Raw genomic sequence first — 17,858 nt, 5'->3', positions numbered from 1 at the left:
GGGAGATTGCTATGCAAGTAAGTACATTGAAGCAAATTCTATTAATCACCGATGGTTGTTCAAATAAAGGTGAAGATCCCGCAGCCATGGCTGCATTTGCAAGAGAACAAGGAATCACAGTGAATGTGATAGGTGTAATGGAAAACGATACAATTGATGAGAGTGGAATACAAGAAATTGAAGCAATTGCGGCCGCAGGAGGAGGAGTTAGTCAGATTGTCTATGCGTCAGCACTATCACAAACGGTGCAAATGGTGACACGTAAAGCCATGACAACGACTATTCAAGGGGTGGTTAATAAAGAGTTGAAACAAATTCTAGGACGTTCTACTTCCATAGAAGACCTCTCACCTGATAAACGTGGAGAAGTCATTGAAGTAGTAGACGAAATTAGTGAAACTTCCAACTTAGAAGTGCTAGTACTAGTTGATACGAGCGCAAGTATGAAGCACAAAATTCCTACGGTAAAAGAATCTCTAATTGATTTGTCCATTAGTTTAAACGCTCGAATTGGAAATAACAAATTTTCCGTCTTTATATTTCCCGGGAAAAAGAGTGATGTTTCCAAGTTACTTGACTGGACACCTAAACTTGATTCTTTAACGAAAGTTTTTGATAAATTAACACCACGAGGGATTACACCCACTGGTCCAGCTCTAAGTGAAGCCATTCGTTATTTTGGTAAAAGACGTACATTGAGAGGTTTGCTGTCTAATGATGAACAGTACTATGAAGAGTCAATGTGATTTAGCACCGGGAACTATTATTACAGGGAAATGGCTCAAGCACAGCTACACAATCGTAAAGCAATTAGGCGCAGGTGCAAATGGGGTTGTTTATCTTGCTCAATATAACGGACAATTAGTGGCACTGAAAATTAGTGATAACTATGCAGCTATTGCCTCGGAAATGAATGTCTTGAAGTCTTTCTCCAAGGTCCAAGGGTCTTCCCTCGGGCCTTATTTGTTCCATGGAGATGATATGGTAAAAGGGCAAGTCACGCTGACCTTTTATGTCATGGAATATATTGAAGGACAAGAGTTTTTACCTTTTGTAAAAGCGAAGGGAAAACATTGGGTTGTTATTTTGTTATTACAGCTATTATCAAGCCTTGAACAATTGCATAAGAATGGATGGATCTTTGGTGATTTAAAACCTGAAAATTTAATTGTTACATTTCCATCTCACCAAATTCGATGCGTGGATGTAGGAGGTACAACCAATATAGGTCGTTCGGTAAAAGAGTTTACGGAGTTTTTTGATAGAGGATATTGGGGAGCCGGGTCACGAAAAGCGGAACCTTCCTATGATTTATTTTCTGTTGCAATGGTATGGATTAATGCGTATTATCCGCAACGTTTTAATAAAAATACCAAGAGTTCTAATCAACTATTAGAGGTTGTTCGTGGCACTAAAGAATTAGTACCATATAAAAAGGTTTTACAAGGAGCTATATCGGGAAGTTATACGAGTGCAGAGGTAATGAGAACAGACATCTTGAAGATTGCACAAGGATATTCGCCACAAAGAAATCATAGTAGTAGCCAGAGCGGAAAAAGACATCAAACACGGGCAACTTCGACTAAAAAATCTAAAAAAAGTAGTTTTGCTGAAACAATTTTCTTATTGGTTATTGTTTGCTGTTTATATGGACTATATTTGTACACAATAATAGTTGGTTAAAAGCCAAGAGTTTCTATACTTTTCTTTTGGAAAAAATTATTTGATACAGTACAATATATCATATAACCTTTGTGTCATTGTTCATAAAGTAAAATATAGTTCTGAGTAAGAAGGGGTTTTCAATGCTTGAAAAAAAGGCAAGGTATGCAATCGATAAATATCACCTTATTGAAAAAGGTGATGCTCTACTAGTAGGAGTTTCAGGGGGACCTGATTCATTGGCTTTGCTTCACTTTTTACATAGTATCCAAGAAAAATACCAGTTGAGATTAATCGTTGCGCATGTAGATCACATGTTCAGAGGACAAGAATCATATGAAGATTATTTGTTTGTGAAGCAAATATGTAAAGAAATGGACCTGACATTTGAGGGGGCACGTTTGGATGTACCAGCCTATATTGAAACTACGGGTAAATCATCACAAATAGCAGCTAGAGAGGTAAGGTATCGCTTTTTTGAAGAGGTGATGCTAAAGCATAATATACATAAGCTCGTAACGGGACATCATGGTGATGATCAAATTGAAACCATTCTCATGAGGTTAACGAGAGGAGCTACTGGTGAAGCGAGAGCAGGAATAGCATATAAAAGGGAATTTGAAACATTTGTTGTAATTCGTCCTTTCTTATGGGCAAGCAGAGCTGAGATTGAAGTATATTGTCAACATAACTGTCTCACTCCGCGAATAGATTATAGCAATGAGAAACCCGTATACGCTCGTAATCGATTTCGATTAAATGTCCTTCCTTTTCTTAAACAGGAGAATCAAAATACGCATGAACATTTTCAGCGATTTAGTGAAGAATTGTTAGAAGATGAGGTATATTTACAATCGCTAGCGCTAGAAAGGTTACAAACTTTTTGGATAAAAGATGAAAAGTTCTCAAAGATTCAAATAAGCTTGTTTCTTGAGATGTCTAAGCCTTTACAAAGAAGAGCTATTCAACTAATATTAAACTATCTTTATTTTGAAAGACACGAAGAATTATCCGCAGCTCATCTTGAAGCAGTTTTAAGGCTTATTCAAAATTCTCATTCATCCGGTGAAATCCATTTGCCAGCAGGTTTAAAAGTCAAAAAGTCTTATGACTATTGTACATTTTTATTCGATGAAAAGGTGCAAGAACCTTATTCCTTTACTTTACATATCCCAGGAGACATTATACTTCCGAATGGTGGTACAATAAAAGCGTATTATATAGAAGGAAATAATGATGTAAGTAATAATACTTTCATTATTGATCCTGAAGAGGTAAGGTTACCTTTAACAGTCAGAACAAGAAGAAATGGCGATCGTATAAGAATAAAAGGCTTAAATGGATCGAAAAAGGTAAAAGATATTTTTATCGATGAAAAAATACCTTTAGCAGAAAGAGCATCATGGCCCATTGTGGAGGATGGAAACCGAGAGATTATTTGGATTCCTGGATTAAAAAAATCTTACAAAGAGGCAGTGGGGGTAAATAAGTCTTTCATTACATTAAAATACGTGTAGAAATCGTTCTTCTAGGAGGAAAGCAGTTAATGAGCTTGCACAATGAAATTGAAGAAGTATTAATTAGTGAAGAGGAAATACAAAAGAGAATTCTCGAGTTGGGAAATCAATTAGCAGAAGAGTATCGTGATAAATTTCCTTTGGCGATTGGAGTTTTAAAAGGAGCAATGCCATTTATGGCAGATTTATTTAAACGAGTAGATGCTCACTTGGAAATGGACTTTATGGACGTTTCTAGCTATGGTAATTCAACAGTTTCTTCTGGTGAAGTAAAAATTGTTAAAGATTTAAACACTTCAGTAGAAGGAAGAGATATCTTAATTGTCGAAGATATTATTGATAGCGGTTTAACATTAAACTATTTAGTTGATTTATTCCGTTATAGAAAAGCAAAAAGTATTAAGATTGTTACATTATTAGATAAGCCTACTGGTCGTAAAGTAGACATTCAAGCTGACTATGTAGGTTTCAATGTACCAGATGCATTCGTAGTTGGTTACGGATTGGATTTTGCAGAAAGATACCGCAACTTACCGTACATTGGTGTATTAAAGCCTGAAATTTACCAAAGCTAAGCTTAAAGTAACTATAAATATACAGTCTACATAAATGTTAATTTATTGTAATATTGTGTTTTACTATGGTAAGATTTTATTTAAATGTGACTGTGGGAGGAGGTAAGGAATGAATCGGATCTTCCGTAATACCATTTTTTATTTATTAATATTGTTGGTCATTATTGGTATTGTGAGCATTTTCACCAACAATAATGAAGCGAATAAACAAATCACTCAAGACCAATTTTTTAAGTACTTGAATGATGGGGAAATCACTAACTTTACCTTACAGCCTGAGGCAGGAGTTTATGCTGTTCAAGGTCAATTAAAAGGTGCTAAGAAGGGTGAGCTTTTCTTAACATACGTGGTCAACAGTGATAAAACAATGACTCAAATGTATGATTTAGCTGAAAAGAATGGCACTGAAGTCAAAACTGTTAAAGCTAAGGAAACAAGTGGTTGGGTTACATTCTTTACAAGCATAATTCCACTTGTGATTATGTTCATTCTATTCTTCTTCTTATTAAACCAAGCTCAAGGCGGCGGTGGTCGTGTAATGAACTTTGGTAAAAGTAAAGCAAAGCTTTACAACGATGAGAAGAAAAAGGTTCGCTTTAATGATGTAGCTGGAGCGGATGAAGAGAAGCAAGAACTTGTTGAAGTGGTAGAATTTTTGAAAGACCCTCGTAAATTCTCAGAGGTTGGAGCTCGTATTCCGAAAGGGGTTCTACTTGTTGGACCTCCTGGTACTGGTAAAACATTGCTTGCTAGGGCTGTTGCAGGTGAAGCAGGCGTTCCGTTCTTCTCTATCTCGGGTTCGGATTTCGTTGAAATGTTTGTCGGTGTCGGTGCATCTCGTGTTCGTGATTTATTCGAGAACGCGAAGAAGAACGCTCCATGTATCATCTTTATCGATGAAATTGATGCAGTAGGTCGTCAACGTGGTGCAGGTCTTGGTGGTGGTCACGATGAGCGTGAACAAACACTTAACCAGTTGCTAGTTGAAATGGATGGATTCGGCGTGAATGAAGGTATCATCATTATCGCTGCAACTAACCGTCCTGATATTCTTGATCCTGCGTTACTTCGTCCAGGACGTTTTGACCGTCAAATTACGGTAGGTCGTCCAGATGTTAAAGGTCGTGAAGCTGTACTGCACGTACATGCTCGTAACAAGCCATTTGATGAAAGTGTAGACTTGAAAGCAATTGCTCAAAGAACTCCTGGATTCTCTGGTGCTGATTTAGAAAACTTATTAAATGAAGCAGCATTAGTAGCTGCTCGTCAAAATAAAAAGAAAATTGATATGGCTGATATTGATGAAGCAACTGACCGTGTTATTGCAGGACCAGCTAAGAAGAATCGTGTTATTTCTAAGAAAGAACGTAATATCGTTGCTTTCCACGAAGCAGGTCATACAGTAATTGGTGTTGTGTTAGATGAAGCTGAAACTGTTCATAAAGTTACGATTGTCCCTCGTGGTCAAGCTGGTGGATATGCAGTAATGCTTCCAAAAGAAGATCGTTTCTTTATGACAAAGCCAGAATTACTTGATAAAATTGTTGGTTTACTTGGTGGACGTGTAGCTGAGGAAATCGTATTCGGTGAAGTAAGTACAGGTGCTCATAACGACTTCCAACGTGCGACAGCCATTGCTCGTAGCATGGTAACAGAATATGGTATGAGTGATAAACTTGGACCACTTCAATTCGGTTCATCTCAAGGAGGTCAAGTATTCCTTGGTCGTGACTTCAATAACGACCAAAATTACTCTGATGCAATTGCTTACGATATTGATCTAGAAATTCAACGAATCATTAAAGAGAGTTATCAAAGAGCGAAAACAATCTTAACTGATAATCGTGATAAACTAGATTTAATTGCGAATACATTATTAGAGGTTGAAACATTAGATGCAGATCAAATCAAGCACTTATGTGACCACGGTTCATTACCTGAACGTACGTACAAAACGTTAAATGGTAATCTAGAATCATCCTCTGGTGATGTGAAAGTAAATATCGGTAAGAAAAAAGAATCAGTAGAGACGCCTTCTGAGCAAACGAATTCTCCTGAGGTTAAGGAGCAACGTGAGGAAGATGTAACTCCTCCAGTTCAAGAAGAGAGTACTGAAGAATCTTCTTCAAATGATGAGAAAAAATAGTGGTATGAAAAGCGGTCCTAATAAGGACCGCTTTTTTGAAAACAAAAACGTATATTGTAGGATTCAAGTCTTCAAGAATGAACGGAGCATATAAGCGGATAGCCTAGAAACGATGTGCTATGAATCGGCTTATTTCGACAATTCTGTTTAACGATTCAATGCTAATTATGGTATGATGTGAAGGTGTGACAATGAATTTGGTAAAAGTGGTGAGAACAATGATATTTGTACTAGATGTAGGAAACACAAATACCGTATTAGGTGTATATCAAAAAGAAGAGCTAAAACATCATTGGCGTATAGAAACTAGTCGTAATAAAACGGAAGACGAATATGGCATGTTGATTAAACAGCTATTGAAGCATGTAGATTTAACGTTTCAAGATTTTGATGGAATCATCATTTCTTCAGTTGTTCCACCAATCATGGCTGCTCTTGAACGTATGTGTAAGAAGTATTTTAAATCCATTCCACTAGTTGTTGGACCAGGAATTAAAACAGGCTTAAATATAAAGTATGATAACCCTAGAGAAGTAGGGGCTGACCGTATAGTGAATGCTGTAGCTGCGATTGACCAATATGACGGACCATTGATTATTGTCGATTTTGGTACAGCTACAACGTATTGTTATGTGAATGAAAAGAAACAATATATGGGAGGAGCTATTGCACCCGGAATAGGTATTTCAACAGAAGCACTTTATTCAAGAGCTGCAAAGCTACCACGAATTGAAATTGTGAAACCAGAAGGCATTGTTGGAAAGAGTACAGTTGCAGCGATGCAATCGGGTATTCTATATGGATACGTTGGACAAGTAGAAGGTATTGTAACGAGGATGAAAGCAGAAAGTAAAGGAGAGCCAACTGTAATTGCTACAGGTGGTCTATCTGCACTGATTGCTGCAGAATCAAATGTGATTGATGTGGTGGATCCTTTCTTGACATTAACGGGATTAAAATTAATCTATCAACGCAACAAAGATCAAGTGAAAAAGTACGTGTAAGAATAGGGGCATTAGAACATATGAAAGATTATTTAGTAAAAGCATTAGGATTTAACGGACAAGTGCGTGCATATGCAGTTTCTACTACAGAAGCGGTTGCAGAAGCACAACGTCGTCATTATACGTGGCCAACAGCGTCAGCAGCACTTGGACGTACGATGACAGCGGGTGTTATGTTGGGTGCTATGTTAAAGGGCGATAATACACTTACAATCAAAATCGAAGGTGGCGGACCTATTGGCACTATTCTAGTAGATAGCAATGCTAAGGGGGAAGTAAGAGGATATGTAACAAATCCACAAACGCACTTTGATTTAAATGAGCATGGTAAATTAGATGTTCGTAGAGCTGTAGGAACAGATGGTATGTTAAGTATCGTAAAGGATTTAGGATTGAAAGACTATTTTACTGGTCAAACTCCAATTGTTTCTGGAGAAATCGGTGATGATTTTACGTATTATTTAGTAACATCAGAACAAGTTCCTTCATCTGTTGGTGTAGGGGTCCTTGTGAATCCGGATAATTCAATCCAGGCTGCAGGTGGATTTATTCTACAATTATTGCCGGGTACAGAAGAAGAAACGATTGTTGCTATTGAAGAAAGATTAAAAACGATTCAGCCAATTTCTAAAATGATTCAATCTGGTTTAACACCGGAAGATATTTTAGAAGAATTATTAGGAAAAGGAAATGTGCAAATTCTTGAGAAAATGCCTGTTACTTTCCAATGTCAATGTTCGAAGGAACGTATTGAAAATGCACTAATTAGTTTAGGGAAGCAAGAAATACGTAACATCATTGATGAAGAAGGACAAGCAGAGGCGAATTGTCATTTCTGTAATGAAAAATATCATTTCTCAAAAGAGGAGCTAGAACAATTAGAAAAAGACGCGAAATAAAGTGGAATCAATTTCCCTTATCGAAGAAGCAGTTACTTGCAATTATTGCAGCACTACTTGTAATAAATGTTGTAACCATTCTTTTTTCGACAGGCGTTTTTAGCTCTGAGGATGATCCTGAGGAAGTAGCAACGGTTGGTAAGGTTACTATTGAGCGTCAACAATTAATTGATGAACTGGATAAGCGTTATGGTAAGGCAGTTTTGAAGGACTTAATTGATGAAGAAGTGATTAAGCAGACAGCTGAACGATACAATATTACAGTGTCAGATAAAGAGCTCAACCAAGAACTTCATTTTATTAAAACGCAGTATGGTTCTTATGATCAACAATATTTACAAAGTAAAAAACAATGGGAAGCTCAAATTAGAAGCAAGATATTGCTTGAAAAGCTTTTAGTTCATAATGTAGAGATATCTGATGAAGAATTAGAAGCTGCTTATGAGAAGAATAAAGATGCCTATACACTTCCTGCTGCGTATCATCTTTCGCATATTGTTGTGAAGAAGAAAAAAGAAGCGAAACAAATATATAATGAATTACAAGACGGTGCCTCATTTAAAGTGTTAGCGATGGAAAAATCACAAGATGATTTATCGGCGCAGCAAAAAGGCGACATTGGGTATATTACCAAGAATCACAAAAGATTTCCCGAAGTATATCGAGATAAAGCAGCGGAAATGAAAGTAGGCACATATAGTAAACCAATTAAGCTTGATGATGGTTATGCTATTATTTATCTACATGACCGTTTAAAACGAAAGACATACTCATTCAAGGAAGTGAAAAGTATGTTAAAGCGCCAATTGGCACTTGAGGAAATGAATGGTCCTCTTTCGGCTGAAAACTTATGGGCAGATTCTGATGTACAATGGCTATATGATAAGAAAGAGTAAAAAGAGCTTAATGAGTATATTAAGCTCTTTTTTGTATTTTGGGGTAAAAAAAGAGATAATAAGAAAAAGATTAAGAATTTTACATATAATTAGTTGTTAATTGATTGACATTAAATGTTACGGTATGGTAATTTAATAATACCAATACAAATACTCGGAATTAGGGGTGGATGAAGTGAGTAAAATCGCAAATTCAGTAGCAGAATTAGTGGGTCAAACACCAATTGTTAAATTAAATCGTTTAGTAGATGAAAATAGTGCAGATGTATACGTGAAGCTTGAATATATGAATCCAGGAAGTAGTGTAAAGGACCGTATTGCGTTAGCTATGATTGAAGCGGCAGAAGCAACAGGTGACTTAAAGCCAGGTGCAACAATTATTGAACCAACAAGTGGGAATACGGGGATTGGTCTTGCAATGATCGCAGCAGCAAAAGGATACAAAGCCATTCTTGTAATGCCTGAAACAATGAGTATCGAGCGCAGAAATCTTTTACGTGCTTACGGAGCAGATCTTGTTTTAACTCCAGGACCAGAGGGGATGGGTGGAGCTATCCGTAAAGCAGAAGAGCTTGCGAAAGAGCATGGTTATTTTGTACCACAACAATTCAAAAATGAAGCAAATCCTGAAATACACAGAAAAACAACAGGAAAAGAAATCGTTGCACAATTCGCTGGAGAGCAACTAGATGCTTTTATTTCTGGTGTTGGTACAGGTGGAACAATTACGGGGACAGGTGAAGTGTTACGTGAAGCTTTTCCGAACATCAAAATCGTTGCAGTGGAACCAGCAGATTCACCAGTTTTAGCAGGTGGTAAACCAGGTCCTCATAAGATTCAAGGAATTGGAGCAGGTTTTATTCCAGATACTTTAAATACAAATATTTATGATGAAATTATTCCTGTACAAAATGAAGCGGCTTTTGAATACGCTCGACGTGCGGCTAAAGAAGAAGGTATCCTTGGTGGGATTTCATCGGGTGCTGCCATTTCAGCTGCTCTTCAAGTAGCGAAGCAATTAGGTAAAGGTAAAAAAGTATTAGCGATTCTTCCAAGTAATGGTGAGCGCTACTTAAGTACGCCATTGTATAACTTTGAATAATTATTTCGTTTAATAGCGGTGAAAAGCATCCATTTCATGGGTGCTTTTTTTGTTATGAAAATGGTCTAGGGCATAGTACACTAAGAGAGTGAAAACAGATGAAGGCTTAAATTAGGAGTGAATAGATAGATGCGCCAAGTGTTTAATAGAAAAATCCCCTTCAAGAAAGAAGATTTTTTTCATGCATACAAGGTTTTGTCATATAAAAGTGAACATCATATAATTTTAGAAAGTGGTAGAGGTGGTAAGTATTCTATTTGTGGAATACATGCTCATGCGGTGATAGAAGGTTATCATAATCGATTGGTAGTAAGCGAGCAGGGTCAGGAAGAAATTATTTCAGGTGACCCGCTTCTTAGTATGAAGCAGTGGATGAGGCAAAGGGAAGTAGCATTTCAACAGGATTTACCTGACTTCCAAGGTGGAGCTATCGGTTTTATTAGCTATGACTATGCGCGTTACATAGAGAATTTACCGATGTTAGCTGAGGATGATTTGGAAACTCCTATACTTTATTTCCTTGTATTCGATGAAGTGGCATTGTTCGATCATGAGGAAGAAGTGTTGTGGCTCATGATGGTTGGTCATGATGAAGATGTATGTCAACGTAGGTTAGAAGAAATGGAGCATCAATTCGTTGAAGCTTCTTCACGTAGCCAAGAACTACATTTTGATCTATTGAGTGAAAATGATGGAGACTTAGAGGTTTCAATGACAGAGCAGCAATTTAAAGATGCTGTTGATAAGGTGAAAGCATATATCGCTCAAGGAGATATCTTTCAAGTTAATCTCTCCGTTAGACAATCTAAACAACTTGTAGCACACCCTCTTGAAATTTATACCGCTCTGAGAGAGTTGAATCCATCTCCATACATGAGCTATTTACAAACGCCCTATTTTCAAGTAGTGAGTGGATCTCCCGAATTACTTGTAAAGAAAAAGAGACGTGCTGTTAGTACAAGACCGATAGCCGGTACACGTTCGCGCGGTAAGAATGAAATAGAAGATGAACAGCTTGCGGATGAATTAATTCAAAATGAGAAAGAACGAGCGGAACATGTAATGCTAGTGGATCTTGAGAGAAACGACCTTGGTCGTGTCTGTGAATATGGCACAGTAGAAGTTAATGAATTTATGGTTATAGAAAAATATTCACACGTGATGCATATTGTATCAAATGTAAGAGGAAGCCTAGCAGCTTCTGCAGATGAATATGATGTAATTCGTGCTACATTCCCTGGTGGAACGATTACTGGAGCTCCTAAGGTACGGACAATGGAGATTATTGAAGAATTAGAGCCAGTACGTAGGGGTGTCTATACGGGATCAATAGGTTGGATTGGCTTTAATGGAGATTTAGAATTAAATATTGTCATTCGTACATTATTTGCAAAAGATGGTGTTGGGCATATTCAAGCGGGAGCAGGAATTGTCATTGATTCTCAACCGAAGCATGAGTATAAGGAAAGTTTAAAGAAAGCAGCGGCTGTTTGGAGAGCGAAAGAGTTAGCGGATGAAAAAGCATTACGTAAAGGTGAAGAGCAACGATGATACTAATGATTGATAATTATGATTCATTTACATTTAATTTAGTACAATATCTAGGTGAAATGGGACAAGAGCTGATTGTGAAGAGAAATGATGAGATTACAATAGCGGAGATTGAGGAATTATCACCTAGCTATATTATGATTTCTCCTGGACCATGCAGTCCGAATGAAGCGGGTGTTAGCTTGCAGGTCATTGAACACTTTGCAGGTAGTATTCCAATCTTCGGTGTTTGTCTTGGTCAGCAATCTATTGGACAAGCATTTGGTGCAGAGGTTGTAAGAGCAGAACGATTAATGCATGGTAAAACGTCGCCAGTTTATCATGATAGGAAAACCATCTTTAAAGATATAAAAAACCCATTTCAGGCAACGCGCTACCATTCATTGATTGTAAAGAGAGAAACACTACCTTCTTGCTTTGAAATATCTGCTTGGACTGAAGAGGGAGAAATTATGGCTATTAGACATAAGGAGTTGCCGATAGAAGGAGTGCAATTCCATCCAGAGTCAATAATGACAGAGTACGGGAAAGAACAATTAGAGCAATTTTTGCGTTATTATAGTAAAACAAACAATTAATGGGTGATAAGATGATTATCTATCAAAATGGTCAGTATTTGGACGAAGAGAAAGTGATGATTTCTCCGTTTGATCATGGTTTTCTGTATGGAATAGGTCTTTTTGAAACATTGCGGTTGTATGATGGACATGCTTTCTTGCTAGATGATCATATAGAGCGATTGCAACAAGGTTTACGAGAGATGTTCATTGAAGTGACAATTCAAAAAGAAGAGATGAAACAGATTCTCCTACAATTGCTCATGAAAAATGATTTAAAGCATGCTCGTGTTCGGATCAATGTATCTGCAGGTGTAGGAGTGGTGGGTCTACCTAATCAACCTTATCGCGAGCCTAATATAATGGTGTTTATTAGTCCATTACAAGAGCCTTTAGACACATTGCAGGAAAAGTCGGCTGTGCTTTTGCAGGTGGCCCGAAACACACCTGAAACATCCGTTCGCTTGAAGTCGCATCATTATGGTAATAATATTGCGGCGAAAATGGAATTGAAAAATTACCCTGAAGCAGAAGGTATTTTTTTAACGAAAGAAGGCTATGTTTCGGAGGCAATCACATCCAATGTTTTTTTGGTGAAGCGGGATGTTTTGTATACGCCACATATATGTACAGGTATTTTACCGGGTATTACGCGAAGATTGATTATACGTATGGCTGAAAAAATAGGCTTGCAGGTACAGGAAGGTTACTATCGGGTAGAAGAACTTGAGCAAGCTGATGAGGTCTTCATTACGAATTCTATTCAGGAAATAGTAGCAGTGAACGAGTTGGTAGGCAAAGCTCGTTATCAGGGAGCAACTGGTTCGGTTACGAATCAACTTTTTTCTATGTATAAGGAATATAGAAATCAATTAGAGACAAGTCAAACATTACGATGAAATGCTAGGTGACTCAATATGAATACAAACAATACGATTATTTCTTGTGGACCATATAAGCTAGATTATAGTAAGAAGACATTGATTATGGGTATCTTGAACGTCACACCTGATTCATTTTCTGATGGTGGACGATTTAATGAAATAGAAGCAGCGGTAGCTCAAGCAAAAAAATTAGTGCAAGACGGAGCAGACATCATCGATATTGGTGGGGAATCTACACGCCCTGGTCACGCCCCAGTCTCTGTAGAAGAAGAATTACAACGAGTTATTCCTATTATCAAAGCTTTAGCAAGTGAAGTAAGTGTACCTATTTCCATTGATACGTACAAAGCAGAAGTGGCAAAACAAGCTATCATGGCAGGCGCTCATATTATTAATGATATATGGGGTGGTAAAGCCGATGATCGCATGGCGAGTGTGGCTGCAGAACTCAATGTACCATTCGTTATCATGCACAATCGTCATGACCAAGACTATGAAAACTTTGTTCGCGATGCTTTTTATGATATGTATGAAAGTATTTCATTGGCAAAGCAAGCGGGTGTGAAAGATGAAAATATCATTGTTGACCCTGGTATTGGCTTTGCGAAAGATTTACAACAAAATGTAGAAATGATGCGTAATTTGGATACACTTGTGGCATTAGGATATCCAGTGTTACTTGGTACATCACGAAAATCGATGATTGGTGCGATTTTAGACTTACCAGCTAATGAGCGTTTAGAAGGCACAGGTGCCACTGTTTGTTATGGCATTCAAAAAGGTTGCCAAATTATGCGGGTCCATGATGTGAAAGAAGTAGCTCGCATGGCGAAAATGATGGATGCGTTAGTTGGAAAGGGGCAAGACAATGGATAAAATTTATGTCAATGAAATGGAGTTCTATGGTTACCATGGCGTGTTTCCAGAAGAAACAAAGTTAGGTCAACGCTTTAAGGTAGATCTAATGGTTGAAACTGATTTATCAAAAGCGGGAAAAAGTGATGAACTAACTTATTCTGTTCATTATGGTGAACTTTTCAATGCGTGTAAGATGATTGTAGAAGGAAAACCATATAAACTACTAGAAGCTGTAGCTGAAAAAATTGCATCAACGATATTAAATCAATTTCCATTAGTGCAAACTTGTACTGTGAAGGTAATTAAGCCAGATCCGCCAATCCCAGGTCATTATAAATCAGTGGCTATTGAAATAAAGAGGAGCCGTGAATTGTAATGACATCTACTGCTTATTTATCACTTGGTTCTAATCTGGATGATAGGCTACTATATTTGCGTGAAGCCGTTCAGTTATTACATGGTGATCAGCATATTGAAGTGAGTGACATTTCATCACTTTATGAAACCGACCCTGTCGGTTATACAAATCAAGGAAATTTCTTAAATATCGTTGTCGAATTAAAAACTACGTACACAGCGGAGCAATTGCTTTCTGTCTGTCAAAGTATCGAAAATACTCTTGGTAGAAAAAGGGTAATTCGTTGGGGTCCACGAACGGTGGACCTTGACATTTTATTGTTTAATCACGAAAATATTGAAACAGATGACCTTTCTGTTCCACATCCTAGGATGCACGAGCGTGCTTTTGTCATCATTCCTTTAGTGGAAATAGAGCCAAACATCCAGCTTCCCACATCGGGTCAATCTTTTAATGAAATTTTAGAACGTATACCGGATAAAGAAGGAGTACGATTATGGAAGCGGAAAAATGGGGAAGACGTATTCGAGCATTTAGAAAGTTAAAAGGATACACACAGGAAGGGTTTGCTAAAGAGTTATTGGTATCTGTATCATATCTTGGTGAAATAGAACGTGGAAATAGAATGCCGACGGAACAGTTTATTAAAGAAATCGCAGATGTTTTAGGGATTTCAATTAATGAATTGCAGCCGGTTGATTAATCGATAAATTGGAACGAAGCTTAGGGAATGGGAATGTATTTCATGCAGCTTTAAGAAAGGAGGACATCTATTGTTTAAAATAGGCGATATCGAAATGAAGAATCGTATTGTTCTTGCCCCGATGGCTGGGGTATGTAATGTTGCATTCCGCTTAACGGTTAAAGAATTTGGTGCAGGGCTAGTTTGCGCTGAAATGGTAAGTGATAAGGGGATTGTATATAAAAACGCGAGAACGATGGATATGCTTTTTATTGATGAAAGAGAAAAGCCGCTGAGCTTACAAATTTTTGGTGGAGAAAAATCAACATTAGTAGAAGCAGCGCAATTTGTTGATAAGAATACAAATGCAGATATTATTGATATCAATATGGGATGTCCGGTGCCGAAGATTACAAAGGTAGATGCTGGGGCAAAATGGTTACTAGATCCTAATAAAATATATGAAATGGTAGCGGCGGTTGTTGATACTGTTGATAAGCCTGTAACTGTAAAAATGCGTATGGGCTGGGATGAAGAACATGTATATGCAATTGAAAATGCTCAAGCGGTAGAACGAGCGGGAGGAAAAGCAGTCGCGTTACATGGAAGAACTCGTTACCAAATGTATGAAGGTAAATCCAACTGGGATATTATTCGCCAAGTGAAAGAAGCAACCAATATCCCGATTATTGGAAATGGTGATGTTGAAACACCACAAGATGCGAAAAGGATGTTAGATGAGACTGGTTGTGATGGTGTAATGATTGGTCGAGCGGCACTTGGGAACCCTTGGATGATTTATCGTACAGTTAAATATTTAGAAACAGGGGAACTAGTTGACGAGCCGACAGCACGTGAGAAGATTGACGTGTGCTTACTTCATTTAGATCGCTTAATTGATTTAAAGAACGAAAATGTAGCTGTACGTGAAATGAGAAAACATGCAGCTTGGTATTTAAAAGGCATTAAAGGTAATGCTAAAGCACGTAATGATATTAATGAGTGTACGACAAGAGCACAAATGGCTAACGTATTAACTGGGTTAGTAGAGGAAGTGGAAAGAAAGGCAGCTACTATACACGTTGTATAATGGTTTGAATTTCTAATAGTAATTTCCTATGATATTCACTAAACTGCCGGTTTTTCTGGCAGTTTTTTTGGATGTAAAACAACCTTTCATGGAAAAAAGGTGTTTTCCTATGCTTCTTTGTGTACAATGGAAATTAGACATTACAGTTCGTTTATCGAACTAAATATATATATGACAAGGAAATTGGAGTGAACAATCATGAGTCATGAAGAATTAAATGACCAATTGCAAGTAAGACGTGACAAAATGCAAGCGTTACGTGATGCAGGTAAAGATCCATTCGGTAAAAGATTTGACCGTACTCACCTATCACAAGAAATTCTTGATACATATGGTGAACTATCTAAAGAAGAATTAGAAGAGAAGAATATTGAAGTTATAATCGCTGGACGTATTATGACAAAACGAGGTAAAGGTAAAGCTGGTTTTGCTCATATTCAGGATTTGACTGGCCAAATTCAAATTTATGTTCGTAAAGATGCAGTGGGCGAAGAAAACTATGAAGATTTCAAACATGCGGATTTAGGAGATATCGTAGGTGTTGCTGGTACGATCTTCAAAACTCAAGTGGGCGAATTATCTATTAAAGTAAAAGAATTTACTTTCTTAACAAAGGCGCTACGTCCGCTACCTGATAAATTCCACGGTTTAAAAGATGTAGAAGAACGTTACCGTAAGCGTTATGTAGATTTAATTACTAATGAGGAAAGTAGACAAACTTTCATTCTTAGAAGTAAAATTATTCAAGCAATGCGTCGCTACCTAGATGCGCAAGGTTTCTTGGAAGTTGAAACACCAATGATGCATACAATTGCTGGTGGAGCTTCTGCACGTCCATTCGTAACACACCACAATGCGCTAGACATGGAATTATTCATGCGTATTGCAATTGAGCTACACTTAAAGCGTTTAATTGTAGGTGGATTAGAAAAGGTATATGAAATTGGTCGTGTATTCCGTAATGAGGGTGTATCTACAAGACATAACCCAGAATTTACAATGATTGAGTTATATGAAGCGTATGCTGATTATAACGATATTATGGAGCTGACTGAAAATCTAATTGCTCACATTGCCCAAGAGGTTCATGGTAGCATGGTTATCCAGTATGGCGAAGAGCAAATTGATTTAACACCTAAGTGGACAAGACTTCATATGGTTGATGCTGTTAAGCAATATTGTGGAGTAGACTTCTGGAAAGAAATGACGAAAGAAGAAGCTCAACAATTAGCGAAAGAGCATAATATTGAAGTGAATGAGCACATGGAGTTTGGACATATTGTAAATGAATTCTTTGAACAAGTTGTAGAAGAGAAGCTTATTCAACCGACATTCATCTACGGTCATCCAGTAGAGATTTCTCCATTAGCGAAGAAGAACGATGAAGATCCTCGTTTTACGGATCGTTTTGAGTTATTTATCGTCGGTCGTGAGCATGCAAATGCCTTCACAGAGCTAAATGACCCAATTGACCAACGCGGGCGTTTTGAAGCGCAATTAAAAGAAAAAGAACAAGGTAACGATGAAGCGCACGAAATGGATGATGATTTCATCGAAGCATTAGAATATGGTCTTCCGCCAACAGGAGGACTAGGGATTGGTGTCGATCGTTTAGTTATGTTATTAACGAATTCACCATCAATTCGCGATGTATTGTTATTCCCTTACATGCGTCAACGATAATTAAATTGTATTTAAAGAAAAAGACAGCATATATGCTGTCTTTTTCTTTGTAGCTAAAACCTATAAATAAAAGAGAGTCTTCTATAAAAAACAAAATGGGGAATTGTTTTATCAGTAAAACGTTTTCGGAGTGATCTTATAAAAATAATCTAGGTTTTTAAAGAAAACTATTGCATTGGTTATTTTATAATGGTATATTTATATCCGTTGCTAACAAGCGGACTACAAAGTAAGTAAATGAAAACTTCAAAAAAGTAGTTGACTTGAAAGTGATGAAATGGTATATTAATAAAGTTGCTTCTGATGGCGACGAAAATAATGTTAAAAAAGTTATTGACAGTGAATAACTTAAATGATATTATATAAAAGTTGCTGTAACAGTAACGAAATGATC

18 protein-coding genes are annotated in these 17,858 nt (G+C 37.3%); all 18 read left to right on the top strand.

Annotated features, from left to right (window positions below; all coding sequences use genetic code 11):
- Positions 1–11: 11 nt before the first annotated feature.
- The 18 genes from TX86_RS25300 to lysS all read left to right on the top strand — a co-directional run bounded on the left by TX86_RS25300 (position 12) and on the right by lysS (position 17,464).
- Positions 12–746 carry a vWA domain-containing protein gene (locus TX86_RS25300; RefSeq protein ID WP_042353250.1) on the top strand — a complete coding sequence of 245 codons (735 nt, stop codon included), beginning with the start codon at positions 12–14 and terminating at the stop codon, positions 744–746.
- The gene (prkT, locus tag TX86_RS25295) at positions 715–1,683 is read left to right on the top strand and encodes a serine/threonine protein kinase PrkT (RefSeq protein WP_042353249.1); all 969 of its coding nucleotides are present in this window, start codon (positions 715–717) and stop codon (positions 1,681–1,683) included. The genes TX86_RS25300 and prkT overlap by 32 nt, the downstream gene beginning before the upstream one ends.
- A gap of 122 nt (positions 1,684–1,805) precedes the next feature.
- Entirely contained in the window at positions 1,806–3,179 is a 1,374-nt protein-coding gene (gene tilS, locus TX86_RS25290; protein WP_042353247.1) for a tRNA lysidine(34) synthetase TilS, read from the top strand.
- A gap of 29 nt (positions 3,180–3,208) precedes the next feature.
- Positions 3,209–3,754 carry a hypoxanthine phosphoribosyltransferase gene (gene hpt, locus TX86_RS25285; protein ID WP_042353246.1) on the top strand — a complete coding sequence of 182 codons (546 nt, stop codon included), beginning with the start codon at positions 3,209–3,211 and terminating at the stop codon, positions 3,752–3,754.
- A 109-nt stretch (positions 3,755–3,863) separates the two neighbouring features.
- Positions 3,864–5,900, top strand: coding sequence for an ATP-dependent zinc metalloprotease FtsH (gene ftsH, locus TX86_RS25280; protein ID WP_042353244.1), 2,037 nt, complete (start codon positions 3,864–3,866; stop codon positions 5,898–5,900).
- Between the two features lie 218 nt (positions 5,901–6,118).
- The gene (locus TX86_RS25275; protein WP_042353304.1) at positions 6,119–6,904 is read left to right on the top strand and encodes a type III pantothenate kinase; all 786 of its coding nucleotides are present in this window, start codon (positions 6,119–6,121) and stop codon (positions 6,902–6,904) included.
- 20 nt (positions 6,905–6,924) lie between these two features.
- Positions 6,925–7,803 (top strand): Hsp33 family molecular chaperone HslO, encoded by an 879-nt coding sequence (gene hslO / locus TX86_RS25270; protein ID WP_042353243.1) that lies wholly within the window; start codon positions 6,925–6,927, stop codon positions 7,801–7,803.
- Positions 7,752–8,699, top strand: coding sequence for a peptidyl-prolyl cis-trans isomerase (locus TX86_RS25265; RefSeq protein ID WP_336469873.1), 948 nt, complete (start codon positions 7,752–7,754; stop codon positions 8,697–8,699). Before hslO ends, TX86_RS25265 begins: the two co-directional genes overlap by 52 nt.
- Positions 8,700–8,874: 175 nt before the next feature.
- Positions 8,875–9,801: a cysteine synthase A gene (gene cysK, locus TX86_RS25260; protein ID WP_042353241.1), complete on the top strand. Its 927-nt coding sequence runs from the start codon at positions 8,875–8,877 to the stop codon at positions 9,799–9,801.
- A gap of 129 nt (positions 9,802–9,930) precedes the next feature.
- On the top strand, positions 9,931–11,352 hold the full coding sequence (gene pabB, locus TX86_RS25255) for an aminodeoxychorismate synthase, component I (RefSeq protein WP_042353240.1): 1,422 nt from the start codon (positions 9,931–9,933) through the stop codon (positions 11,350–11,352).
- Positions 11,349–11,930, top strand: coding sequence for an aminodeoxychorismate/anthranilate synthase component II (pabA, locus tag TX86_RS25250; protein ID WP_042353239.1), 582 nt, complete (start codon positions 11,349–11,351; stop codon positions 11,928–11,930). Before pabB ends, pabA begins: the two co-directional genes overlap by 4 nt.
- An 11-nt stretch (positions 11,931–11,941) precedes the next feature.
- Positions 11,942–12,808, top strand: a complete 867-nt coding sequence (gene pabC / locus TX86_RS25245) for an aminodeoxychorismate lyase (RefSeq protein WP_042353303.1) — start codon at positions 11,942–11,944, stop codon at positions 12,806–12,808.
- Positions 12,809–12,826: 18 nt separating this feature from the next.
- Entirely contained in the window at positions 12,827–13,669 is an 843-nt protein-coding gene (gene folP, locus TX86_RS25240; RefSeq protein ID WP_042353238.1) for a dihydropteroate synthase, read from the top strand.
- The gene (gene folB, locus TX86_RS25235) at positions 13,662–14,027 is read left to right on the top strand and encodes a dihydroneopterin aldolase (protein WP_042353236.1); all 366 of its coding nucleotides are present in this window, start codon (positions 13,662–13,664) and stop codon (positions 14,025–14,027) included. Before folP ends, folB begins: the two co-directional genes overlap by 8 nt.
- A complete protein-coding gene (folK, locus tag TX86_RS25230; protein WP_042353234.1) occupies positions 14,027–14,554 on the top strand; it encodes a 2-amino-4-hydroxy-6-hydroxymethyldihydropteridine diphosphokinase in 528 nt (175 codons plus the stop codon). Before folB ends, folK begins: the two co-directional genes overlap by 1 nt.
- Complete coding sequence (locus tag TX86_RS25225) at positions 14,506–14,712, top strand: helix-turn-helix domain-containing protein (RefSeq protein WP_042353233.1); 207 nt, start codon at positions 14,506–14,508, stop codon at positions 14,710–14,712. The genes folK and TX86_RS25225 overlap by 49 nt, the downstream gene beginning before the upstream one ends.
- 70 nt (positions 14,713–14,782) lie before the next feature.
- Positions 14,783–15,781 carry a tRNA dihydrouridine synthase DusB gene (gene dusB, locus TX86_RS25220; protein ID WP_042353232.1) on the top strand — a complete coding sequence of 333 codons (999 nt, stop codon included), beginning with the start codon at positions 14,783–14,785 and terminating at the stop codon, positions 15,779–15,781.
- Positions 15,782–15,979: 198 nt separating this feature from the next.
- Positions 15,980–17,464 (top strand): lysine--tRNA ligase, encoded by a 1,485-nt coding sequence (lysS, locus tag TX86_RS25215; protein ID WP_042353231.1) that lies wholly within the window; start codon positions 15,980–15,982, stop codon positions 17,462–17,464.
- Positions 17,465–17,858: the final 394 nt, after the last annotated feature.

Origin of the sequence: Bacillus massiliigorillae (assembly GCF_000380245.2) — a bacterium.
GTDB lineage: Bacteria > Bacillota > Bacilli > Bacillales > DSM-1321 > Bacillus_AD > Bacillus_AD massiliigorillae.
The sequence above is the reverse complement of the archived record's forward strand: the minus strand, read 5'-3'. Positions and strand labels throughout refer to the sequence as shown.